21 protein-coding genes and 1 pseudogene are annotated in these 25762 nt (G+C 27.7%); 4 read left to right on the top strand and 18 right to left on the bottom strand.

From position 1 onward, the window contains the following. Window positions 1-131 precede the first annotated feature (131 nt). Genes L1S46_RS14005 through L1S46_RS13990 form a run of 4 tightly spaced genes read left to right on the top strand, consistent with a single transcriptional unit; the run spans window position 132 to window position 8086 of the window. Entirely contained in the window at window positions 132-1265 is a 1134-nt protein-coding gene (locus L1S46_RS14005; RefSeq protein WP_238900273.1) for a Wadjet anti-phage system protein JetD domain-containing protein, read from the top strand. After that, entirely contained in the window at window positions 1258-2778 is a 1521-nt protein-coding gene (locus L1S46_RS14000; protein ID WP_238900272.1) for a hypothetical protein, read from the top strand. Before L1S46_RS14005 ends, L1S46_RS14000 begins: the two co-directional genes overlap by 8 nt. Then, entirely contained in the window at window positions 2765-3526 is a 762-nt protein-coding gene (locus L1S46_RS13995) for a DUF6063 family protein (protein WP_238900271.1), read from the top strand. Before L1S46_RS14000 ends, L1S46_RS13995 begins: the two co-directional genes overlap by 14 nt. Then, window positions 3527-8086 (top strand): hypothetical protein, encoded by a 4560-nt coding sequence (locus tag L1S46_RS13990; RefSeq protein WP_238900270.1) that lies wholly within the window; start codon window positions 3527-3529, stop codon window positions 8084-8086. Between the two features lie 197 nt (window positions 8087-8283). Here L1S46_RS13990 and L1S46_RS13985 read toward each other — a convergent pair whose 3' ends face one another. From L1S46_RS13985 to L1S46_RS13900, 18 genes and pseudogenes are all read right to left on the bottom strand, one after another. Further along, on the bottom strand, window positions 8284-9015 hold the full coding sequence (locus tag L1S46_RS13985; RefSeq protein WP_238900269.1) for a hypothetical protein: 732 nt from the start codon (window positions 9013-9015) through the stop codon (window positions 8284-8286). Beyond that, window positions 8991-10781 carry a hypothetical protein gene (locus tag L1S46_RS13980; RefSeq protein WP_238900268.1) on the bottom strand — a complete coding sequence of 597 codons (1791 nt, stop codon included), beginning with the start codon at window positions 10779-10781 and terminating at the stop codon, window positions 8991-8993. Before L1S46_RS13980 ends, L1S46_RS13985 begins: the two co-directional genes overlap by 25 nt. Window positions 10782-10808: 27 nt before the next feature. Then, complete coding sequence (locus L1S46_RS13975) at window positions 10809-13754, bottom strand: hypothetical protein (protein ID WP_238900267.1); 2946 nt, start codon at window positions 13752-13754, stop codon at window positions 10809-10811. 2 nt (window positions 13755-13756) lie between these two features. Beyond that, window positions 13757-15064: a site-specific integrase gene (locus L1S46_RS13970; protein ID WP_238900266.1), complete on the bottom strand. Its 1308-nt coding sequence runs from the start codon at window positions 15062-15064 to the stop codon at window positions 13757-13759. A 121-nt stretch (window positions 15065-15185) separates the two neighbouring features. Continuing rightward, window positions 15186-15455, bottom strand: a pseudogene (locus tag L1S46_RS13965) (ATPase, T2SS/T4P/T4SS family); the annotation flags it as partial. 448 nt (window positions 15456-15903) lie between these two features. Next, window positions 15904-16305, bottom strand: coding sequence for a resolvase (locus L1S46_RS13960; protein WP_236894826.1), 402 nt, complete (start codon window positions 16303-16305; stop codon window positions 15904-15906). 129 nt (window positions 16306-16434) lie between these two features. After that, window positions 16435-17193 (bottom strand): TraX family protein, encoded by a 759-nt coding sequence (locus L1S46_RS13955; RefSeq protein ID WP_236894828.1) that lies wholly within the window; start codon window positions 17191-17193, stop codon window positions 16435-16437. Between the two features lie 431 nt (window positions 17194-17624). Further along, window positions 17625-17849, bottom strand: coding sequence for a hypothetical protein (locus tag L1S46_RS13950; RefSeq protein ID WP_236894829.1), 225 nt, complete (start codon window positions 17847-17849; stop codon window positions 17625-17627). A gap of 239 nt (window positions 17850-18088) precedes the next feature. Then, complete coding sequence (locus L1S46_RS13945) at window positions 18089-18307, bottom strand: helix-turn-helix transcriptional regulator (protein WP_236894831.1); 219 nt, start codon at window positions 18305-18307, stop codon at window positions 18089-18091. Between the two features lie 197 nt (window positions 18308-18504). Further along, window positions 18505-18708, bottom strand: a complete 204-nt coding sequence (locus L1S46_RS13940; protein WP_236894833.1) for a hypothetical protein — start codon at window positions 18706-18708, stop codon at window positions 18505-18507. A 380-nt stretch (window positions 18709-19088) separates the two neighbouring features. After that, complete coding sequence (locus L1S46_RS13935) at window positions 19089-20039, bottom strand: ComEC/Rec2 family competence protein (RefSeq protein WP_236894837.1); 951 nt, start codon at window positions 20037-20039, stop codon at window positions 19089-19091. A gap of 161 nt (window positions 20040-20200) precedes the next feature. Beyond that, window positions 20201-20650, bottom strand: a complete 450-nt coding sequence (locus L1S46_RS13930; RefSeq protein ID WP_171788488.1) for a cell wall-binding protein — start codon at window positions 20648-20650, stop codon at window positions 20201-20203. Between the two features lie 177 nt (window positions 20651-20827). Beyond that, the gene (locus L1S46_RS13925; protein ID WP_236894839.1) at window positions 20828-21085 is read right to left on the bottom strand and encodes a DUF2651 family protein; all 258 of its coding nucleotides are present in this window, start codon (window positions 21083-21085) and stop codon (window positions 20828-20830) included. A 198-nt stretch (window positions 21086-21283) separates the two neighbouring features. Then, complete coding sequence (locus L1S46_RS13920; protein ID WP_011968999.1) at window positions 21284-21697, bottom strand: hypothetical protein; 414 nt, start codon at window positions 21695-21697, stop codon at window positions 21284-21286. A 940-nt stretch (window positions 21698-22637) separates the two neighbouring features. Next, window positions 22638-23423 carry a GH25 family lysozyme gene (locus L1S46_RS13915; RefSeq protein ID WP_236894841.1) on the bottom strand — a complete coding sequence of 262 codons (786 nt, stop codon included), beginning with the start codon at window positions 23421-23423 and terminating at the stop codon, window positions 22638-22640. Window positions 23424-23486: 63 nt separating this feature from the next. Next, window positions 23487-23927, bottom strand: coding sequence for a hypothetical protein (locus tag L1S46_RS13910; protein ID WP_236894843.1), 441 nt, complete (start codon window positions 23925-23927; stop codon window positions 23487-23489). Between the two features lie 15 nt (window positions 23928-23942). Continuing rightward, window positions 23943-24179, bottom strand: coding sequence for a hemolysin XhlA family protein (locus L1S46_RS13905; protein ID WP_236894845.1), 237 nt, complete (start codon window positions 24177-24179; stop codon window positions 23943-23945). Window positions 24180-24309: 130 nt separating this feature from the next. Beyond that, the gene (locus L1S46_RS13900; RefSeq protein WP_236894848.1) at window positions 24310-25491 is read right to left on the bottom strand and encodes an Ig-like domain-containing protein; all 1182 of its coding nucleotides are present in this window, start codon (window positions 25489-25491) and stop codon (window positions 24310-24312) included. Window positions 25492-25762: the final 271 nt, after the last annotated feature.

Genomic DNA, 25762 nt, shown 5'->3' with positions numbered 1-25762 from the left:
TATAATTATAACATAATAATCCTTACATTACCTAATATATTGATTTATTCATATTAAATTCTACATATTCATTCCATTTTAGTATTATTTTCACTTTGATTGTAAATAATATAAAAGAGGTGAATGCAATTATGGTTAATTTAATTGATACTATTAAGAATGAAATAAGCATTTATCAAGAAACCCAAGGTAATCGCAAGAAAAAGATAGATATTGAAAACCTTGAGCAAAAGATTTTTGAGATATTTGGATCTAGTGAAAATTATAACTCTCATGGTGGATATAGGAGCTTTTGCGAATGTATCAATACCCTTGAGATGTTAAATATAATATCACCACTTACTTCCTGCAAAAAAACTAATGGTAAAAAACCATTTCTAAAAAAATATTGGTGGATTGAACCTAAATATACTATAAATGAATGGAATTCAGAGACTATAGCTAAGTTATCAACTCAGTTAGATATTTCATTTTATATTCGTAATAAAAAATATCAGACTCTTGAAGAGCTTAAAAAATTAGAGTGTCTATATAAATATCTAAAAGATGCTACTTCAGATTATATTCTAGTTCGTGAAGAACGTTCCTTATTAATATTTAATGATATATCTGCCTATTTAAACAATGAACCTGAAAAGTTCTTATCTTCTAGCGATGGAAAATTTCTATTGAACAAACTCAATCTGTCATACAAGGATTTAAATTGCGAAGTTGTCAGGGAACCATTTGATTTTTGGATCAGCTATGACATTCCAATTAATCAGATGCATGAGGTTCTTATAATTGAAGGGCTTGCAACTTATCATACACTAAAAAACATATTAAAAAATAATCTTAATTGGAATCTTGGCCTAAAGCCAAACATTCTCATTTGGGGAGCTGGGCGTAAAATTGAGGGTACTATAGATTACCTGTATGATATTGTGCCTCACCCAGAGAAATTAAATATTCGTTATGCTGGCGATATAGATTCTGAAGGACTTGATATTTTTTATAATCTTAAGAAAAAGAATAAAAATTTGAATATTATCATTGCTGCAAATTTTTATGATTTTCTTACTTCACAAGGACTAGAATATTCAAAGTGTATTTCTACTAATCAAAGAAAGATTGATTCAATTCTAAGCGAGATTGAGTGTGAATTTTTTGAATATCCATATGCCTTCTCAATCATAAAATCTCTTTGGTTTAATAAAATGAGAATACCTCAAGAATTTATAAACTTTGAAACTTTAATAAAGAAAGGATTGCTAAATAATGCTTGATAAATCATTGGAATCTTCAATTGAAGATATCGGTAAAAGGCAGAAAAATTTGCTTCCAACTTGCCTATTAGGTACAGGTGCTGAATTTGGTAGTCTTCTTCCATATTGTAAATCTATTTGCTTTACACTTTTAGTTAAAGTATTCTATCAAGAATTGTATGATGATCTTTCTCGTAGCCGAGATGATCTTATTGTCTCCACTTTAAAGATATGTTCTGCTTTCCATTTACAATCAAGTATTTCTGAGTGTGAAAAGATTGTTGACAGTCTTTTTTGGAGTGGTAGCAGGAAATATACTTTTGCTTTTGAAGAACTATATTTTGATGATAAAACTGATAAATGGCAATCATATCAATTTCAATACTTTGAAATTGATAGAGATGTAAGTGACTTAGAATCTGGATTACAAATTTACAAGCTATCCCCTGAAGCTCAGGAAGTAGTATTAAAGACACATGAAATTCTTGAAGAAATGGATATATCAATACAGCAACTTGTAGCAGAACTACTTATTAAAAAAGGCAATCTTAAAAGTGCACTACGTATGATGGATGCTCTAGATTTCAGAGTAAGAAAATTAATCACTTCTGAATATGCACATAAAGAAGAATTAATTAGAAATCCAAAGCAGGCAATTATATATAATAAAACTCAATGGGGAAATCAGCTTTCTGAAGTAAAAGAACAGTTTAAAAATGAACTTGAAAGGTATGTTCAAATGAATCGCATTCTTATTAAGTTAGATTATATAGAAGAGCATCGCTCTCTTTACCTTCAATTGGAAAAAAGAATTTATAAAACCCGAAACCTTCATGATAAGCTGGCTAAAATTGTTATTGAAAACATACGATTAGAATTTCAAATATTAAACACAGAATTTAGTTGTATGTGGATGGTTTTAGGAAGTTCCTTCCGCAAAACTATTTGGGAAGAATCTATCCTCCCTTACGGATTTGATAGCCCTGATGATATGCTGAAAATGGTTGAATTGGTTCTCTCTCCCAAAAAGCCATTATTATTTCCGCTGGAATGGTGCCTGTCAGAGCATCACCTATCAACCCGTGACAGCGTATTTGCCGATAATGATAAGAAAATAACTAATAGCGAACTTAAGCCTATTACTTTGGATTGGGATAGAATTATAGAACTTTGGGAACCTGTTTTTTTAAAATTGCTATCTACAAATCATGTTTCTATCGAATGGCTTAAGAATTCAGATGAAGATGTTTTCGTTTCATGGATTAGAAATAGAGAAGCTCTCGATTTTTGGGTGTCTTTTAGTTCTATGGAAGAACCATTTATAATTACAAAAGAAACTTTAAACGATACTATAGATGATAGAATTATTTTAATCAGAAAACTCATTGAAAAAAATCAAGTTTTTCTTAAATTGCTAAATAAAGAAATCTCATCCTACATATTAAAGGATGATGACTTATTTATTCAAGGAAATATAAATATAAGTAAATATAATTTATATCTAAAGGATGTGGACTACAATGACACAAAATGAAATAGAAAAAATATCCGGAGATTTATTCTTCAAACTACTTGATAAGGGTTACCTACCTTGTGATGACTTTTTGGTAATTTCCTACATTGACTCTGATGAAGTACGGCATTACGTTAATTCCCTTGCTAATTCGGCAGGAGTTAAAATTACTAAGAAAGAAAAGTATCTTCATATGCTGTCTAATCCTTATGGTTCAGTCTTTGCTTCATCAATTACAGATCTAAAAAAGTATATAAAGACCTATGAATCTAAAATTGATCTCTACTTAATAGGTTTAATTTGCCTAATATTATTTTCTGAAGCGGATACAAGTATGTCCACTAAAATCAGTTGGGAAAATGAAGGTATAACATATCAACAATTAGAAGAATTGACTACTAAAATTCTAAATTATTGGAAAACAATAGATGATAAAAATGATGGTAAATTTTCTATTGAATGGTCTTTAGCCATAAAAGATTTGCACAATAAATGGAAATTACTTCATTATAATAAATCAATAAATGGGAAAGTGCGATATTCTAAAGATACAAAGTTTGGCGTAATAGATGCCGCAATGAAAATACTAGAGAAAGATAAAATGGTGTTTACTAGAAGGTTATCTCAAACATCTATTGTTACACCTACAGTTGTGTTCTATGAGCGACTACAAGCCCGCTTTGGAAATCTTGGTAAATATCAGGATAGATATGAATTAATGAAATCCTTAATAAATCAAGCGAAAAATACTAATGAGGTGGCTATATAAATGGAAGCAAGACTAGCAAAAGTTTGGATAGTAGGACTACAATATGATGGATGTAAAATAAAAACTGGAGATCAGAGGTATGACTATACTGTTCCCATTAATGATGGCTCTGGTATTCCAATGCATGCTCTATATACACTTAGAAATGGAGGAGGAAAAGGAGTATTTCTGCAATCTATATTTCAACCTCTTGATCCACTGGCCAGTTGGAAAGATCATAAAAATAAAGTTATACATTTTTTTCACAATTCATCAGGAAAACCCGTTGAATATACTCTACATATTATAGAAGAATGGCAAATTTCTGATACTAAGAAAATGATGATCGGTATCTCTATTTGCCCAAAGGCCAGCCATCATCAACACTTTGTAGAAAAAGAGCTCCTTATTGAACTTGATTATATTCTCTTCAGTAAAATATATACTGTAGACAGCAACTATGATATTTATCAACTACCACTCTGGGATGAAAGCACTCAAGAATCCCTACCACTAAACGAGTGGAAAAAATTTCTTTCCACTAATTCAGAAATCGAACTATATACCAGTAATCGAAAGAATGATTACATTCAGCTTCTTGAAGAGAATGGGTTAGACCAGCAGTCTATTTCCCTTATGAAAACCTTAAATATATGTGAAGGTAATATTTCTGGTTTCTTTAAAGGCTCCACTGATAACATTGGCTTATTTCATGACAAAATTATACCAACAATAAATAATAAAATAGAAGATATTGACCATGATAATGAGAATAATATCTCTAATATAACAACTTCATTTTTAGAGACATTAAAAGTTGCTAAAGAACTACCTATTCTCCTATCAACTATTAGAAGTATAGAAGAGTTAGATGAATTCACCTCCCCTCTAATCAATATGTATGAGTACACATATGAATTGCAAAAATCCGAAAAATACTTTAAGGATAAGGGTAAGGAAATTTACACTGCGCTGAATACTATACATCAGGAAAAACTTAATTATAAGTCTATAAAAATGGATGATTATAATAAACTTTCAAAAGATATAAATAGACTAGAATGGCGTAAGCAGAACTTAAGATATATTGAAGAATTAAAAAAAACAGACTCGTTGGATAAACAATATCATGATTTATCAGCAGAATTTGATTCCATAGAGCAACTGCTTGAAACTACAAAATCTGAATTGAGGACATCTAAAATAAATCTGCTTTTAAAAAAGGCCCATTTATGCTCAGGCAAAATACATGAGATTCAGTTTAATCTTGATCTTTTAGAAAAAAATTATGATCTCGATGAGCTAAAACAAAAATTAGCTGAAATAAAAATATATTTTCAAGATAACTGGGAATCTATCAAAGAAAATTGGAAAAGTAAAGTTACATTGAATTACCGTATGGATATATCTTATACTAATAATATTAATACAATTAATGATTCAATTAACACCGAGGATATATTAAATAGAGAAATTGACAACTCTATTAATAGATTAAACGAAAAAATTACTAATCATTTAAATAAGCAAGAAACTGTTATCAAACTCTTTGGTGAAAAGGCCAGGTCATTCCTAGATGATGTGATATTCGCTTATGAGTCACATTGTGCAACCTACAATGATGCTATAGCTGATAATAATGAAAAAATTAAACAAAGTCATGCGGACATTGAAAATATTCAAAATGATTTAGGATCTTTAGACAACAAGATAATTTCCAATCAAGAGTTTACTTTAATATTATCAGATAAATTGAAAAAAAATATTGAAAAAGAGAATGAGATTATCAGAAATGCAAGTTCACTTTTAAAAGAAAATATAGAAGATATCTATTCCCGTTCAGACTATGAAATTCTAAAAAATAAAATAACTTTACTAAAAGAAGAGCAAGAGGAAAAACTTAATAAGTATAATCGCAAACTTTTAGAATTAGAAATTGAGATGAATCTTATTGATGAAGGAAAATCTTCGAACATATATGTTGCTAATAAAGATCTTGTAAAATTAAAGAAACTATTGGACGAAAATCAAATACCTAATATGTATGGAACTTATTTTCTTAAACAATGCAACCACGAAGAACAGATTTTTAATTTAAAAAGAAATCCTGCTTTGCCATTTAGTGTTGTTATTCTTAAAGAGGAGTTTGAGAACGTTGATTTAAGTTTTTTAAGAGAAGAGTTGTTCTCTAGCATGATTATCCTTGTTGATGGACTCAAAGCCAGTAAACTAATTGGATACAATACCATAAATCCATCACTGCAGAAAATATCTGAGATTGATTATATTCCCATTGATAAAACATTCGAATTAATTACTGATGAATATGAGTTTAATAAAAGAAATACGAATATCAAAAAAAAATTTGATGATATACTTTTCGAAATTGATGAAAAGAAACAGTTGCTAGCTAAAATAGATAGCCTTTTAAGCAGTGTAGATATAATTTTCGCTAATAAATTATCCAGAGAATTAGAAAAAGAAATTGCGGATCTAAATCAGCTTATTCAAGACCTAATAATCAAAAGGCAAACATTGAACTGCAATCTAAAAGAAGCTAGACTCAATATCACTTCTTTTGGAAATGCTATCATAAAATTAAGTACTGAATTAAATATAAAACATGAGCAAGTAACATATCTACATCAATGGAAAGAAGAATGTGAAACCTATCTAAAATATAATCAAGAACTAGCTGATTTTAATACAAGATTAGAAAAAAGTACGAATAGGTTAGCTAAATTACAAAATGAATCAAAAATACTTAATGAACAGTATCAAAGTAATAAGAATGCTTTCTCTAAATGGTTAAGATTTGCAAAACAAGATTTTAATGATTTATTGAGCTTATTAGGTGATATAAGTTTTCCTACTCCCATTATTGTAAATGACTTTTCTGAGGATAATTATTTAAAATTGATATCCTTTGGAAATTCCATTGATAAGGTTCACTATGAAAAGTTAACAATATATAAGAATTTATTAATTGAAAAAAGTAACAGAAACTCAATAATTGGCAACTATATATCTAGTTTAAAATCTTTAAATAATGAACTAGCAAAATATCAGGAAAAGCTAGAAACTCTAAATTGCCTAAATTGGCATGATTCAGCAGAACCTATAGATGACTTACAGGTATTAGATAAAATTTCAAACGACCTCGATATTAAAGTTAGAAATCTTGAAAATAATATTTTTATCCTGAATACAAATATTTCTAATAATAACAAACAGCGTTCTGACGTTGGATTAAATGTTATAAAGATTAAAGATGAATTAACAGAAGATTATCCTGAATATGGCGCGGTTAAATTTGAAATAGCTGATATTGATGGTGAAAGAGAGAAAATTAGGATACTTAAGAAAGATACGATTAATGATCAAAAGACATTAAGGAAGAATATTGATTATTTAGATATAGAAATAAAGAAAATTTATGGACTTTTGGTAAATTTCAGTGCATTACACATCACTAGCTCCTCTAAAGATACCCTATTAACTAATGAAGAAAGAAACACCTTACTGCAGGACCCTTCCAAATACTATGAAGACTGGGTTATGCATTATGATAATGCAATGAAAAAACATGATGCTAAGAAATACGAATTAGTAGTTCAAATAAATCGTATTGAAAATTATATTAATTCAAATAATAGTCTACCGTTAAATTTTAAAGATGCTATAATAAATTTCTTGATTAGGTTAAAGGATTGGGATTATGAGCAGGCCATTAAGAGTATACAAAATTATAATAATTGGGCTAAGTATAATCTGGAACAGGAAAACGAACAAAAAAAGAAGGCTGATGAGGCAGTGAACTTCTGGGTGGAACGTGTCGCAAGAAGAGTCTTGGAAATATGTAATTGTATTGATGATCTAGAGAATAAAATGAAAATACGTAACTGGAGCGGTATAATATTTCCTTTGATAAAGATAGAAAAATATCATTCTTTCCCTCAGAAAATTGATGATTTTCGCTTCCAGGTAAAACAGTTTTGTCTTGATATGATTGAAAAGATTATAAAAAAGAACCCTGATGTAGATAACTTAACCGCTAAGCAACTGTCAAAAAGCATAAATATGTCAGTCATAGTTCTTCACATTCTTGGGGAATATCCAAAACTCAAAATTCATATTCCAACCATTGAAGGCCCTCTTCTTAGAGGAATTCCAGATGACAGCTACTACAAAGAGTGGGAAGTTATTAATAATGGTAGTTCTACTTCATCAACTAAGAGCGGCGGGCAAACTCTGATGGCACAGCTCATTATACTATCTATGCTTATGAGACAACGAGCAGATGATCACAGTTGGTTATTTCTAGTTTCTGATAATCCTTTCGGAACTATGTCAGCTCCAGAGTTAGTCGAAGCAGTTTTCAGCCTTTTAGAGCTTTTAAAAATCCAATGGTTAGTCGTTGCACCTCCTATTACAAATATTCATATAACTAGTAAATTTAATACAGTATATCAAATGGATGTTGCGCCAGATGAAGGTAAACTTGTAAAAGTTCTCGAAAAAAGAAACAGAAAATTTTTGCAACAAATTAATATCTTGAATCCTGAACAATACAAACTATAATATAAGTCTAAATCTATGAAATAGTTAGTTATATGTAAGTTGTTTTATTTGCATACAGAGATTTTGGTTTCATAAATCTTTGTATGCATCTTTCTGTAAATATTTCAAAACTTCCATTGCTTAGATCAAACTATTCTCTTATACTCTTATTTAGCATTCTTTATAAAAGGTTAAACAAAAAATTATGCTTTTCTATTTTAAAATCCCATATCCTCTATTTTTTTTATTTCGTTATCAATAAGTTCCTTTTTCTTATCATCAATATTAATTACACTACGGTTAATGATTTTGTCATTACTTTCATTATCAAAAATTTTTTGTAATCTATCTTCTTCATTATTAAACATATTTTTCAATTCATCATAAACATATCTATCTGATGATTTGGTCAAACTAATCACATCTATCAATGAATTATCAACTAATGAACTATTATAGAACATTGAAGCAAACCCTTGTTCAAATAGCTTTAAATCCAGTTGTGCTTTTTTTAATTTATTTTTTAATTTTGTATTTTCATTTTTTAATATTGAAATTTTTTTTCTATCTGATTCAAAACAATGTATTAATTTTTTTGTTAATAAACCTGAATTATTTCTATATTTATCCACTAAGACTATAATATCTTGTATTTCTAATTCAAAACTTTCTCCAGCAATAATAGGATTTATCTCACTCTTTAATTTATCTATTTGCTCTTTTCCGTAATAATCTTGGCCTTTATATGATCCAGCCCAAAAATCGTAACCATAGCTGTTAAATGCCTCTCCATTATTACGTTTATATTGTTCATTATTGCTGATATTCTGATTAAATTTATAAACTGAATTATAAGTAAGCTTACTTTTATCGCCATTTAATTCTTGCAATTTAAGATTTATTATTTCTTTTACCTCTTGATTATCTATTTTTCTTTTTCTTCTTGCCATATATATCCCTCCTTAGATACGTCTTCAAATTCACCATATCTTTCAAATAACGATTTCTTAAAAAGTATAACTTTATCTGCATCATTTCTAATGTTTAAAATACTTTGTTTTATTTTTTTATTACCATTCTGTTCAATTTCTAATATACCATTAACATTAATCACTTTAGCTTGTCTTAATAACCTTTCCAGAAATTTTTCCTCTTCCTTTATTGATTTTTCTAGCGGTGAAATGCAACTATTTTCAATATATTTTTTTATTTTTATGTAGCTCTCATTTGTTGGTTCACACCACCATTTTGAACAATATATACATGATAATACATCATCACATATATCATCATTGTTAAAATCCATCATACAATATCCAACTTTGTCCTCCGTAAGTCTATCGTCTTTAATCTCCCCTTGCGGTAAAATAGTTTTATTGAAAATAATATATTTCAGCTCTTTATCTGACTTACTATTATTTAACATATTGTTGCTAAAATAATTAACAATCTCATTGTCGATATAATATGATGTATGTCCAATATAATGATTTTGGGATAGTAGTGTTGTATGTCCCCCTAACATTGCTATCTCGATTGGGGAAATTCCTTGTAAAAGAAGTGAGCAAAAAGCAAGATGCCTTGTATCGCCTAATGATATTTTATCTTTAATACTAGTGTCAAAATACTTATCTCTTATTATCATTTGATAGAAATTATTTAAAATGCCTTCTAGCAAATTTGAACTAAATGAATCTTTTAACAAATTTGAATTTCGAGTAATTGCTAAGTTCTTATTACCACGCAATGATTTATAATACTCATTTCTAAAATATACACACGCCTTATATGATAATAGCGTATCTGAATCATTATCAAAATCTATAATCTGTAAGTACTCCAAGATTAAATCGTTTATTTGCTTACTAACCCTAATCTTTTTTAATAATGGAATTTTAGCATCATTCCTGTCTAGTCTTTTCGTTCTAGCAACTTTAATCCTATTTATTCTTAAATAATATTTACCGTCTTCTTCTACTAAACAATCCCTTTTTAACTGATTTGCAAATTCACTACTCCTTAATGGTAAAACATTTGTTATTTTCCACCATAATAAAATTGGCATAAAATAGTTTTTGAGATTTTTATTGTCTTCTTCTGAAAAGAATTTCTTCAAATAATAATCAAAAGCAATAATATCTTTGTTGCAGGGTAATACCCTACGATTATTATCTCTATTAGAACGTGTGCCATTCGTTAACCCTAAGACTATATAATGTTCGTCCCTAGCGGCCCTAATAACATCCAGAAAATCTAAGTATTGAAATAAATATCCTTGAATATTTTCTTTATTTTTAAAAAATGTATAAAATATATTACCTTTTTTATTATTTATCATATCTTTATTAAAATTATTGCTTAACAAAATAAATGAAATAATGGTTTTAAACTTTGCTTTTACCGTGTATAGTGCATCATCAGACATTAAACATTTAGTCAGAAAACACTTAAATAAAATCACATCATCATTTTCCATTAATTTAAACTTTATAAGATCATCTAATAATTTAAAATTAAAATTCAAATGCTGCCTCTGTATATCAGAAAAAAAAATCCATACATTTGATTCAAAAGTAGCTTCTGAATTATATGACATACTTTTTTCTCTTAACAAATTACTATTTAATAACCAGTCACTATATTTTTTTTTGTACTCATCAATTGGTATTATTTCCTCGTCAATTAAATTAACATCTATTAATCCTTTTACCTCCATATTAACCTCACACTAATTATATTTAAACTAAGTAATTCTTCTTAGATTTTTCCAATTTGAAATTGAAGCCATTGTCATAATAAACTCTTCTCTTTCAATATCTAAACAAGAGTAAACATATTCCTTACCAAATTTTTTTATTGCTTCAAGTAGTACTAACTTCTTTTTTTCAATACCTAACGCCAATTTAATTTTAAACGGTATATTATTGCTTGAGTGATAGTTTTCTATATCAGCTATAATGTTATCATATAGTAATGATATAGCATATATTGTTGGTATATGGTAGGGACATTCAAAACAACTTATTAAATCATTTCTTAAGCACCCTTCTAAACTAGATAAACACTGAATTTCTGATCCACATTTTGAAGGCATATTATTTGTAAATATGTTAATTAGATAGCTTTGGCATTCGTTTAAGCTACTTTGTGATATAAGATTTATAACTTTCTCTCTTTCCTTACGTATCTTATTCAAGAAACCTAAAGTAGAATTAATTTTTACTAAGCTGCCGAAAGTACTATTTAACCTAGAAACTTCACGTGTTATATCATCAAATGATAAATTTTTACCATTTATTTTTTGTATTAATAAGCTAGGTATAAATCCAAATTCTCCTCGTGCAAATAACTGTTCGCTAATATTGTCCAATTCTTCCAGATTTACATTTATATAATGTAACGTACTACTTTCGCTTATATGTGCTCTTAATTTTTGTGCATAAATAAGTCCTTTTTCACCACCTGATAAGTTTGCAATATAATATATATATGTCATAACACTTTTATTAAATTTTCTAGACCCAAATTTAAAATTATTTATTCTTAGTTGGCTAAAAAATTTATTTATATGTTGAGTATTTATACCATTATGCTTAGTTCCAAAGATCATTAAATTAATTTGTTCTGAAAAAACTATTTTTTTATGTACTAAACTTAATAACGATATGGCCGTTGCTAATGCCGGCGCTAAAATATCACTACAAAAAAAGGCTCCTTTTATTTGTGTTTTCGAAATAATAAATTCCCACTGTAAAATTCTCGATATAATTTTTCTTGCAATTGGTAAGTTAATAGTATTTCCTATAAACCATTCTACATCATTAATATTGTTTTCATTCAAAATATCATAAATATCTATCTTAGGGAAGTTATTCACATCTCCACTTCTCCAAGCATTATTTAAATGTAGCATAACGTATAACCAAGTCGACAGATATTTTGCTGTACTGTCTTTTTGTATCTCTTTTATAGCATTCTTTACATGTAAATTAACATCAATACAGTAATTATAAACCTGTGCATATTCATCAAAATCATAAGTTTCAGGTACATCTTTTTTGATGCTATTTTCATTATTATCTTTGGACTTTGGATGGGTTACCTCTGCTATTTTAAAACACCTATTATTTTCTCGCTTACATGATATTATATCCGTATTTATTAACTTTAAAAAATCATAAAGAACCAACTTCCTTGACTTACCAATATATCTGAATGCCAAATTGATTTCACTTGATGTAAGAGAATATATCTCCTTTTTCATATTTTTCTCTAATAGATTTATCAAATCAAATGTTGTTCTTATAAATAAATTAATTCTTGATGATAATACTGAACCTCCAGAAACAGTATTATTTAATAAGTTTTTAATATATTCCATCCAATTCTTTTCAGTATATACTGATTCTCTATCAAACCCATTCCATTTTAACGAGCTATATAGTCTATACTCAAAAGTTTCAAAATTAGTTATTCCAACAAAATCTCCATCTAACTTGTCAAATTCCATTCTATGTATAAATTTTTCAACTTCCTCTATACTTAATACCCCTTTTATTGCTGAAATTGATGCAACTCTATCTTTAGTCAACGTATATATAGGTGCATTGAAAATAGTTAATTTAGCATTTTTAATTTTCAAGTTATGATTATATTTAATAGATACATGCTTTAAATCAATATATATTTTATAAAACTCTTTTTGTAATTTGAGTATCTTATTAACATCTTCTACTTTATATAAATTCCAATTCAAATTCATTCTCAATTGTTCATCATATTTAATATTACTAAGAAAACCATTTTCTACAATTTTATGAAAAGTATCTACCCCTACATTCAATATATCCATTGCTTTTTTCATATTGATTACTGTACCTTTGTTTAAGCCTTCCTGCAAATATTTTTTTTGTTCATATCTTTCTTTAATATCTTCTTTTTTGATTACTGATACATTTTCACTTTTATTAATAGTATTTTTAAGTAATATTTTATATTTGTAAGGTATTTTTATATTTTTTATATCCTGATACTCATAAAATTTCAAATATTTATTTAACTGCTTTTTTGTATAGTGTTTACTAAAAAATTCTTTAGTTTCTCTAATTGCACACATTACGTCCACTAAACAATAATATACTTCATCATCTTCCTTTGTTACTGTTCTTACTCCCCATTCATTTATTATGTTTAGTGTATCAATGGGCTTACTACCTATCTCTAATTTATTACGAAAAGTAACTGCATCTATATACTCTAAATTATCAAAAATAATTTTTTTATGTTTAAAATTATGCTCTGTAGGAATAATCGCATTTACTTCCTTCTTTTTGTATACAAATCTTGAGAAATTCATTGATTTCTTAAATATTTTAGAATATTTACTTGGAACTCTAACTGGTGTTAATTTTTTCATTACATGTTTAGAGACTCTATTTAATGTATCTTCTCTAGTATAATGTTCATTATAAAATAATGTTGTTTCTTCTATTGCTCTATTTACATCTTGAATATTATAATATAACTGACTATTTCGTATCAAAATACGTCTAATTTTCCACATAAAACTAACATCACAACATATCTTGCTATCATTTTTAATTTCGAGAGTTTCACAAAATTCTTGTTTTGATATATACTTCTTTTTATCATCAAGATCTAAGTGTTGTTTCCTTATTATGTATTCCATTGTCATTCTCCTTTGTTGTATTTTACAGAAATATTACTAATCAATTCTAAATTATTCCGCACAACTTCTGAAACAGCTTTGGAATCTAGGTATTGGCTTGAAGATAGTTCTGATGAATCTCCTCTAAGTATCATTAACATCTTAGAACTAGATTGGCCAGTAGAATCATTTATCAGTCCCTTTTTTATAAGGTAATTAGTATAAATATGCCTACCAATATGTGTTCCCCAACTATAAACCCGCAACTCGTTAGCAATTATTGGTTTTTTAGTTTCAATAAAGCCAATAAATTCTTTCTTTAACTTATAAAATTCTTTAATATAGACTTCCCCGCTCATAGGTTCCCCTTTACTATCAATAAATAGAGCTCGATGATTATGATATTTTTTGTTCCCATTTAAAATTCTTTTATGTACTTCCCAAACTTCAAATAATCGAGAATTAAAGTTAAAGACAGGCTGATTAATCCTATTCTTTTTAACTTGGGATTTTAATGTGTTAATTCCCCTTGAGTAAAACAATTCATTTTGCCTATCTTCGATATCCAACAAAATTAAATCATTATGTTTGTCCACTTTAACAGAATCCATTACTAAATTTACAACTTCCCCCATTCTAAGCCCCCCCATTATTTGAAAATATATCCCCAATGCAATATTAATATAGTTTTCTTCTGCATATTCCAGAAACAACTTCCAAACATCATCGTTCATATCTTTTAATTGCTCGCATCTTTTCCGAGTTTTATCAGGATATCTTATATGATATTTTGCTTTATCAATAAATGGAGAAATAATTACTATCTGTCCTCTCTTAGTGTTAAATGCATTTGTCGAATTTTTCCTTAATCCCGATACAACCTTTTTTGATATCTTAGCTTCCTTAGAAGATATACCTTTTAAATAAATAAAATCATAAAATTTTAATAATATACTCTCTTTAATTTTTATTGTATTATATGAATTTCTTATTTCTGATTTATTTGATAAATAATTAATATACTTTGCTAAATGAATGTGTTTAATAGCAAAAAGCCCTTTTGATTTTAGTTCCTCAAAAACTTTATCCTCTCCAAGCTCTATTTGCAAATTAATATAATTAATAAATCCGCAAAGTATGCCTGCATTTTTTATTTTCGTATTATTTGAAGCATTTAAATAATAACATTTAATAAAATCTGTTAATGCACTAGGAATCCACACGTTACTATTGATATCTAGTTGTTTTATTATTATTATTTCATTCTTACGTACCGGAATTCTTTCATCTAAGTTCATTATTGGTATTTCCTTAGCTTTATAAACAATCATAATATATTTCTCCTAAAGTACTCAACTATTTTCTATACACTATCATATACTATAGAATTTGACAACTGTTGATTTTACTTGTTTTTTCGATTAAATATATAAATTCTATAATATAATCCACATATACTTTATGCCCAGTAATCGATGCTCTTACCGCCATGCTTGCAGTCTCTTCATCTCTTATCTCTCCAATCATAATCACATCTGGGTCCTGTCTTAATATACTTCTAAGGCCATTCGAAAAATCTATGTCCAATTTTTTATTTAGACTCATTTGGTTAATATTAGGCATAACTATTTCAACCGGATCTTCCAACGTCGTTATATTTAAAGCCTTGGAATCTATTTCTTTCAATATTGTGTAGATTGTAGTAGTTTTCCCAGAACCAGTTGCAACCTGTATAAAAGTGCAACATTTAAAAGTGTATTCGAGCTATTTATTGTTAATTATAGGGAATTTTTAGCTAATGCTATTTTTAATGACCTTGAAGATACTATCACAAACAGAATCCGTAAACTTAGATATCTTAGCGGACTTTCCCAGATTGAATTCGGTAAAAAGGTCAATAGAAAAGTAGTCACCGTTGGTCAATGGGAAAGAGGAATTTTTAATCCAAGTTTGCCATCAAAGAAGAAAATAATTAAAGCATTCAATCTTCCTAAAAATTATCTTGATTAAATTTCTTATATTATAATGTAGGAAAATTTATATTTAAACTTTTATGGTAATTTAATTTAGAAAAATAAAACAAAAAGGAGTATATTAAGATAATTTTTAATTATCCTGATATACTCCTTTTCATAAATTCTATTTTAGTATTGTATAGATATTTCACTTATTATTTTTGTTCATTAATTATTTTGTGAACAATACCAAGCGCAATATTCAATTCCTTAGCAATGCTCCTTATATTTGATCCTTGCTTTTTTAAATCCAATACTTTATTTCTTAATTCATCCGATACAGGTTTTCTTCCAACAATTTTTGACTTCTTTACTATATGAACTTTACTTTTCTGTTTTTCGCGAAAATATAAATTCTTATACTTTTCAAGTTCGGATTTTAATAATTCCATATTATCTAATAGAATATCATATTCCTTGGAGCTAATAGCATTTGTATCAGCTTTTATATCTTTTATTTCTTTATAAAGCCTAGCATTATCTTTGGTTAATAACTCTACTTTTTCTTTATATGAATTAACTCGTTCCTGTAATTCATTAGTAGTCTGATTTGCCATTAATATTCCTCCGTTCATAAATTAATTTATAAATATATTATATTAGAATCATGCTGAATATCTCCCCTTAAATTTCCAATTAATATTAATGATCACATTCTTATGAAGATAACACAAAGTCATATATGTTTAAAGAACATAATACTTAATATATCCGATAACAAGTAGATGTAGCGGATAAAATATATAAAACAGCCACTTAAGGTTATATCCTCCTAATTTTTTATTATAATGTGATAACAATGGAATTGGAATTAATAGTCCAAAGATACATATCTCTTCCCACCATGCTCCATCTACAATATTTAATATCATTAATCCTGGCATTAAAAGCAAAGGAAGCGCTACAATCAGATATCCTATCACTTGTTTCTTAAAATCACCATAAAAAATACCAAATACTAAAACCCATAAAACACAAGTTATTCCCCAGTCTCCAAGAGTTGATGCCCCTAAAAGAATTAGTAATATTATAGTTTTTAAAAATTTGTTCAATTTCTTTGAATTCCATACTATGAGCGATATAACTCCTATAAAAAGAGTATAAATAACACTAGTTGGAAATTTAATATATACATCATTCAAGCTATCAAATGCTATTGGTAGTTTTCCAGTACTAAAAAATTGATAAGGAATATGAGATATTATCGCAAAAATGAATAATCTAATAATATATTTTTTTATGCTTTTTGTTTTATGATATCCTTCTGAAAGTGTAAAGCACATAATAGGCATTGTAATTCTCCCTATTGTATGCATTACCTGACCCAAAATAGTACCATCAGAAACAAAAGCATAAGCAATATGATCTATAACCATGGCAACAATTGCGATAATCTTTAAATGATTGGAATCTATTCTTTTTACAGTAAGATAAGCCTTATCCATATTAATATTTTTCCTCATTTCTTTTATAAGTCTATTTTTTTATAATCAGCAATAAAAACATATTTGCTATTTAAGAAATATAATAACGTACTATTATTAATTTTAAGCATATAAAAGTATAAACTTTTTCTAAATATATCATCTTAGAAATCCTTAAATCGTTATTTATTGTCATGTAAAAAATATACTTACAAATATCAAACTAAGTAACACTTATCTCCTCTTTTGATGTGCTACTCCTTATTATACTTTGAGGACTCCTTGGGATAATGTGTGATTTCTTAGTATTGTATAAAAAAAATCGCAAATTCAATTTCTTTTGAATAATACGATTTTACAATTTGATATTTAATTTTATTGATTCATGATATAAGAAAATTGTTCATTACTTCAACTACACATCATGTTCATAATCTCATCAACAAATACAATTATTTTTTCTTTTTTACGCTTGAACCAATTGCTAATCCCAAGCACATACCAATACACATACCTGTACTAATATTTTTAAAAATCAACTGTCCTACGATAATCCCAAAACAAATCCCCATGCACATTCCTATTGCCAGATAATTATCTTCTTCTTTTCCTTCAGAACTTTCATTGTTTTCATCATCAATCTCTGTATTTTTATTTTCCTTATCCTTTTGATCCATAATTTCATTCTCCCAATATTTCTATTATATAAATGATCTTTATTTCAGAATAACTTACTATTACGAATCAATTATAGCATAAATTGTAAATATAGTATTATCCAATTTTAATCTGATTCTATCAGCATCTACTAACGTTAGTTTAAACAAATTTTATTGATTTTTAAGATATAAATACACTATTATAAATTCAAAATAAAAAAGATTTATTAGTTAGCAAATACTTCCCTAATAGCAAATTAATCAGTACTCTTTTTATTAGGTTCATATTTTAATATATCTGTAAGATCACACCCTACCACTTCACATATTTTATCAATATGATCTAAATTCACCCTATTATTTAATTCATGATAAAGTTCAGAAATAGTATTAGGCCTTATTTCAGTTTTTTTAGCCAAATAAGCTTGAGTCCATCTTTTTTCCCCTAATACTCTAGATAAACAAATTCTTATCATATGTGTCATCTCCTATACCAGGAATTATAAATTTATTTATTATAAAAACTTCTATATACTTATCCCAATAACGAATACTGATATAAAATATCAAATTACGTTATTGGGTTATTTCTAAGAAAACTCTAAATTTTCAATTTGATTTTAACATAATATATAATTTCTAATGATAATTTGTTATTAAATATCTTTTTACGTTAATTCATTATAAATCTTCTTATTGAATTAAATATTTTTAACTTAAGTTCATTATCTTCCTTAGCTTCTTCAAATACTATTCCTAAATTATTCTTATTATATAAATCACTGTAATTTAGTTTTAAATATTTCTCCACTGCACTTACTAAATTTATATCTAATTCTTTATCTTTTATTACCATAGCTATCATTCCTTTTATCACAACATTATTAGAAAAATAAACTTCACCATATTTTAAATAGTATCCACTTACATCCTTCTACCATACTTAAGTTCAATATTTTCTCGATTCCTTTAATTAAATCCACGCCTCATGCAAACATACGTTCTCATAAATATATTATATTGAACCTACGTTATCTTGTAAAGAAAATTTTCCTCTTATCTTTCCCATATAATAATTTATTTTCTTTAAATTCATATGTCTTTATCCAGAAAATATATTATTACATAATGCAAATTATCGAAATGAAATGATAGAAACTTAATGATTTTCCTATAATTATATTTGTATTTATTTTATAGAATATTACTAGATTAATATAAAAAATCAGCAGCCATAATAACTACTGATTTATAAATTTAATTATCTTTTTTATTAGTTTTTTTAGGAGCTATGTCATTAGCCTTATCAACTGGCTTAACATTGAATGTTATATTTGTTCCATCACTTGTTGCTATTACTGTTCCTTCTAAATCTGTTCTAAATACATTAACATTTTTAGCATTTAGTTTATCTAAAGTTTCTTCGTGTGGGTGTCCATAATCATTACCTTTTTCACAACTTATAACTGCGTATTTAGGGTTTACTTTATCTAAAAATGCTTGAGTTGTAGACGAATGACTTCCGTGATGCCCAACTTTTAAAACATCAGCCTGTATATCTAGTTGTTTTTGCAGTATCTCGCCCTCACTTACATCTTCAGCATCTCCCATAAATATGAATGAATTATTTCCATATTTCAATTTGCAGACTATAGAATAATTATTTAAATCTTCATACTTAGCACTATTAGGAGCTAAAAATGTTAGTGTTGCATCTCCTAGCGTAATTTGATCTCCTACTTTTGGCACATTCATTTTCAAGTTTTTGTTTTTTAAAGCATCTACCATATTCTCAAAGCTCTTAGTTGTTGTTGTTGCTTTAGGTGCATAAAAAGTTCCAACTTTTAAATTATTGATAACATCATCCATGCTGCCTATATGATCCTCATGTGGATGAGTTGCAATTGCATAATCTATTGTAGTGATTCCAATTGATTTAAGATAATCTAAAGCCTTTTTATCACTGGTTCCTGCGTCAATTAGAATGTTCTTTCCATCAACTTGAATTAATTCTGAATCTCCCTGACCAACATCTATATAATGTATCTTTAAATCTCCTAAAGTTTTTTGAGTTTCTGTTTTTGTTTCTGCAGTAGCTGCTGTTGTACTATTGGTATTATTGACTTGTGAGCTCTTACCACACGATATTAGAAACAATGAAAATAATACTGCTAGTAATAAGCTTATGACTTTTTTAGTTTTTGTCATTTTAATCCCCCTTTGCTTACTATTATTGTATATTCTTTCTATATTGTGTCAATAATTATTTATTGAAGAAATCATAATTATTCCATCTAATAAAAATAGAGGATAGTACTAAAAAACATTTAGTACTACCTCTATTTTTATATATATTACCCTTTATTATATTAATAACATTTTTCACAAGCTCTATATCCTGCCTTTTGAGCATCAGCTAAAGACATAGTAGTATAATATTTCATACCATGTGCATTTGGACTTGAATGATATATACCATTCTTTGATACATATACTGTTTGACTTTGGTCGTTACTAGTATTAGTATTGCTTGCTGTACTTCCACTACTACTGCTGCTATCCGAAGGAGGAGTTGTCCACGCTCCATCTCCACGTAAATAATAATCTCCAATATAACAATTTTTAGCCATGTAACCATTAGAATAGAAATAATACCAATTTCCATCTATGTATCTCCATCCAGTAGCCCATGAGTTTCCTTCAGTATACCACCATCCTGTAGAATTATTTTTCCATTCTGCATGTGCTGCTAATGGCGTTGCTGCTAATATTGTTATTAATGTAACAAAACTAGCTATCAATCTCTTAAAGTTTTTCATTAAAACATCCCCCTTAAATTTTATCTTTTCATAACCTTATTTCTACATTTTCTCCAAAATTCCTTTAATATACATATTGATAATATCAAGTAAATTATGGTGTTTTGTGAAAATTAATTAATATAAGTATTACTGATTGTAATATATATACTGTTTATAAAAAAATTATAAAGTAAGTTATCTCTTATGTTTAAGAATTAAATCTGCACTAAATGTTCCAATTAATGATATGCCTGTATAAACAAAACACCATATTAGAAAAGTTGTATTAAATAAAGCAAATGTAGCAATTAAATACCATATAAAAATAATGCTTAAAACAATTACTTTTTTCTTAATTAAAAGTTGTAAAATTAGAGATATAATAAATGTAAGTAGTGGAAAGATAATTAATATCATCCCAAATGGATTATCATTAATACTAAAATTAGACATAAACATTTCACCCCTTTAATACAAGTAATATTAATAAAACAACTACATGTCTCTCTTCTTGACCTTATTAATAAATTTGAGTTATACTAATTATGCAAAATGGACTGGTGGCAGCTACAGCTGCCGCTTTTTTAATTATTTTAAAATATTTTTATACATAAAAATAAAGCTAGGAAATTAATCCTAGCATATAGAATATTATTTAATTTTCATAAATGCATCTTCATATTTTTTAGCCTCATCTGGATTTAATTTTTTATCAAGTCTTAATAATGCTCCTGTATCATTTACGTAGTTATATTCAGCTACTAAAGGCATTTTCTTACCAATATTATCAATGTATTCTTTTCTATTAGTTGCGTCTTCCTTATTAGCAAATACCTCTATACTACCATTGGTAAAAGTTACTTTAGATGTATATTGATTTGGTCTACCCAACAACTGATTTTTATCATTTTCGGTAGTTGTGACTTCCATATTCTCAATAGTAACTCCAGCATCTTTTAGCTTATTTCCATATTCTTCAGCTGTATATTTCTTTGCTGAACTCCCACAACCTACTATAGTAAATAGTAATAAGCTGCATAATAAAATACTAAGTATTTTTTTCATTATTATTCCCCCTAAATGTTCTTCTAAATATAATTGTATATTATTTGGTAACTTTGTCAAATATAATAAGATTTAAATTATTAGCTGTATTATAAAAGAAAGTCATATTAGAATAAATTTGGTAGTAATTTTAGTGTTAGTATGTATTAATTTTAGTGGATATTTTTTAGTTATTTAGAAATAATATAAATGTCCAAATTTAAATATATAAAAATAGATAGCAGTTCTCCGTTTCCTCTGCTATCTATTTTTATATTTTTTCTTCTGAATTAAATATCTTTTAACTGAACAGTTCTTCAAAATCAAATAGCAACAAACAAAAAAATCTTGCCTGCTGCTATCTATATATATTATATTGAATGCTTACATTTATATACTACCATTATATTACATCCAAGTAAATAGCAACAATATATAGTCTGATTAATGGCTGGATATTAACTATTGCTCTATTTAATGTTACCATTCAACTTTTCCAGTATAATCAGTTTTTTAATTTATCCTCATTAATAATACCACTGCTTTTTTTGTTTTCTTATAATCAATGTATATAATCCTAATGTTATGCTAATAATATAACTGCTCCAATCTATGGATTTAAACATAAAAAGAGATAGCTTTACTGTCATACACCTGATTCTTTCGCTATCTCTATTTTTACGCAAAAAAATAAGGGTAATAAAGATTTCTCTTTACTACCCTACAAGACTTAATGCTTAAAAATAATCTATAATTATATTGGGAGTCTAACGCTATCTACTATCGCTGTTAGCTTTGTGTGTAATATTATACTATCATAGTTCCACAGATTATACAAGACTATTTTTATCTGATTTATAAGAATTATTATACTAAAACAAAAAGATAGACTAAGTATTTCTACCTAGTCTACCTTTACTAAACAGAGTATATGCAATTTAGTAATAATCATTATACCATATTACTTTATATCATAAAACCAGCTTCCCAAAGTTTCTTTTAGCTCTAGGCATTTGCTCATGGATATATTCTGAGTTTCAATCCACATCCCCTTCTCATTCCCTCTAAAATAACACCTAACTCCTGTAAAATATTGGAGTACATAGTCAGAATCAACACCTTCAAATTCATTATTTCCTTGATAACCATTAGGTAAATAATTTGTAACAACATATCCAGTAGTTTTATTTAATATTCCTTCATTAAATTCATTCATGTCACAATCAGTATTTATTCCACTTACTGATCCTGTTTCACTATATTGGTGACCTACCCTATTAGTAAAGAAATTAGAATTTAATTTCCATGGAGTATTGTTATAATTTGCTTCCCATAATGGATAATCTGCAATTCTATTATCTAAATTATCCATAAAACTAGTGTAAGTATAAATACCTATTTGCATATTAGACAACTCTTTGAATTTAGCAATGAATCTTAATATATAGTCCATTAGACCATCAAAATTAGTTTCTACATCTAGCATAGGAATTAGATCATTAGCTTTATCCTTAATAGCATTATAAAAACTATTTGCTTGAGTTTCTGGAGCACTGGTTCCAACTAAGAAATGATAGAATCCTGTTCTTAAACCTGCGTAATGTGCATTTGAATAATTAGTATCTAAATAACTATCTTTATATGTTGTTCCTTCTGTAGCTTTAATATAAACAGCTTCTACTCCTTCTGTTTTTACTTGGTTAAAATTTATATTTCCGTTATGATTACTTACATCTATACCTTTCATTTATATCTTCCTTTCTTATTTTAAATATAAAAATAAGAGTAACCCATAAAGGCTACTCTAGAATTAAGCTGTTACTTGTTGTGTGCTTACATCAGCAGGTTTTACTAATAACGCTTGTACTTTATCAAATTGTTCTGTTAATGCTGCTAATTCTGCTTTTAGATTAGTATTATCATCCTGCAACTGCTTAATTAAGGTAGAATTATCTACAACAGCAGTTTTTCCTTGATTTATCTCCCCTGCAATGCTTTGCCTGATTTCTGCTATATCACCTTGGCTTAGCTCTGGAAACTTAGTTAATAACAGTTTATCGAACAGCTCTGCTTTACTTGCAAGTTTTTCTTCTACAGTCTTTGAAATTCTGAAATGTTCATCTACTATATTCCAGACAGCCTTTCCCACAGTTATATAATTTTTATTCTTTAGGATCTGCTCTTCAACTCCACTTTTAATTAATTTGCTCTCTAATACCTTAATTATTAACTTTAATGCTGTTCTTATCATTTTACATACCTCCAATTATTTATTAAATATTCCTGTTTGAACTGCATAAAAAAAGAAGCTTATTAAAGCTCCTCCAATTGCAGTTATAAACCACTTCATCATACTTGTTAAGTTTTTAAGATTTTCACATAGATTCTTAAGTTCTGTCTTTAGTTCTCTTCCATCCTGTTCAAGTTTATCTAGTCTATCTCCATGGTTATTAAGCCTTTTATCATGCGTTTCTAGTTCATGTCTAATTAGTTCTTCATTCATGTTACACCTACCTTGTTTCAAATTTTATATAATAAAAGCACCTACATCTCTGTAAGTGCCTTTTAGTTCATTTATTATATTATAAACGATTCTAATATTAATTTTATCTTACTTCCAATCAATCATTTGCTTATAGAACGACAGTTGCAGGTATTTTTATTGTAACTGTTGCACCTGGAGCAATATCCCCAACATTAACTATGATATTTTTAGATGTTGAGCTTGGATCAACTGTACCTTGAGTTGTTGTTATTCCATTCACTACAAAATCAATATGATTAGGAGCAGGATCATTTACTACTACTGCTTTAGCTGTCTTTGTACCAGTATTAGTTACTACTATAGTATATGTAAAATTATCTCCTACCCATACGTCCTTTACATCTGCTGTTTTTATCACACTCAATGTAGTATCAGCTGCTCCATGAAATATAATTGTAACATCTCCACCAGCATTATTAGTGTTATCACCTTTTGCATGAGCAATATTAACTATCTTATCTGAATCTGTTGGATCTGGATCCGGATTTGTCGGCTCAGCAGTTTTTGTGGTTACAGTTACAGCACATGTTGCAGTTAAACCATCAGCAGTTGTAGCTGTTATTACCGCTTGCCCTTCTTTTAGAGCTGTAACTTTACCAATTGAATCAACTGTTGCTATTGAAGAATCACTTGATGCCCAACTTACTGTTGCTCCAGCTGGCGTAGTTGTTGCAACTAAGTTATCTGTTTCTCCTACTTGCAAGTTATCTACTGATTTATCTAGTGATATGCTTGAAGAGGTATTCTCATTATAAGATTTCAACTCTCCTACTGAATCTATGTCAATTGCATCAATTATAGCATAGGTACCTATATGGGTATTTATTGTTACAAAATGCTCTTTATTTTCTAAGCCTAGCTTTTCAAAAGCTAATATTGATGCTTCAGGCCCTGCTGCTGCATTGTAATTATATGTTTTTCCATCAATTATTACATTAGCCTTAGTATCACATATATTTGTAGGTCGGCCAATGATTCTTAGTTTTGTACCAGTAAAATTAAAACTCATCCAATTAGTACTTGGGTTAGTGTTAATTTGAGTATATGTTCTATTATAATATCTAGAATCATTTAAGTTTAGATCAACCCCCGAACCATGCTTTATTTTTGCATCTGAATCATCATATCTTTTCCATCCATATTCAGGTTGTAATAATTGTTGTCCAATAGTAGCAGCATTGGCAATATTTCCTTGTTGAATTACTCCAACACCTAAAACAGCTAATAACATAATAAACATTACACAAAAATTCTTAAAATAATTTTTCATTTATCATTTCTCCCTTATTAAATAATTTGAATAATAAATGAACGCGCGTTCTTTTCCTTATATTTATAGTAACTTCTATACCAATTTAATCCAAGTAAAATCGTAATACAAATTCTTTTATATATTCAAAATCAAGTAATTTTTTACAAATATAAATATAATCTTTCTAAAGGCAATACTTTTAAATATGCAATAAAAAAAATAAGTGCTAGCTTTAATCTTTTATAAGATTATTTGCTACACTTATAACGTACCAAAAACACCTTATTGG

This window comes from Clostridium sp. YIM B02500 (assembly GCF_022324665.1).
GTDB lineage: Bacteria > Bacillota > Clostridia > Clostridiales > Clostridiaceae > Clostridium > Clostridium beijerinckii.
Note: the sequence above shows the minus strand (reverse complement) of the source record. Positions and strands in the feature narration are given on the sequence as shown.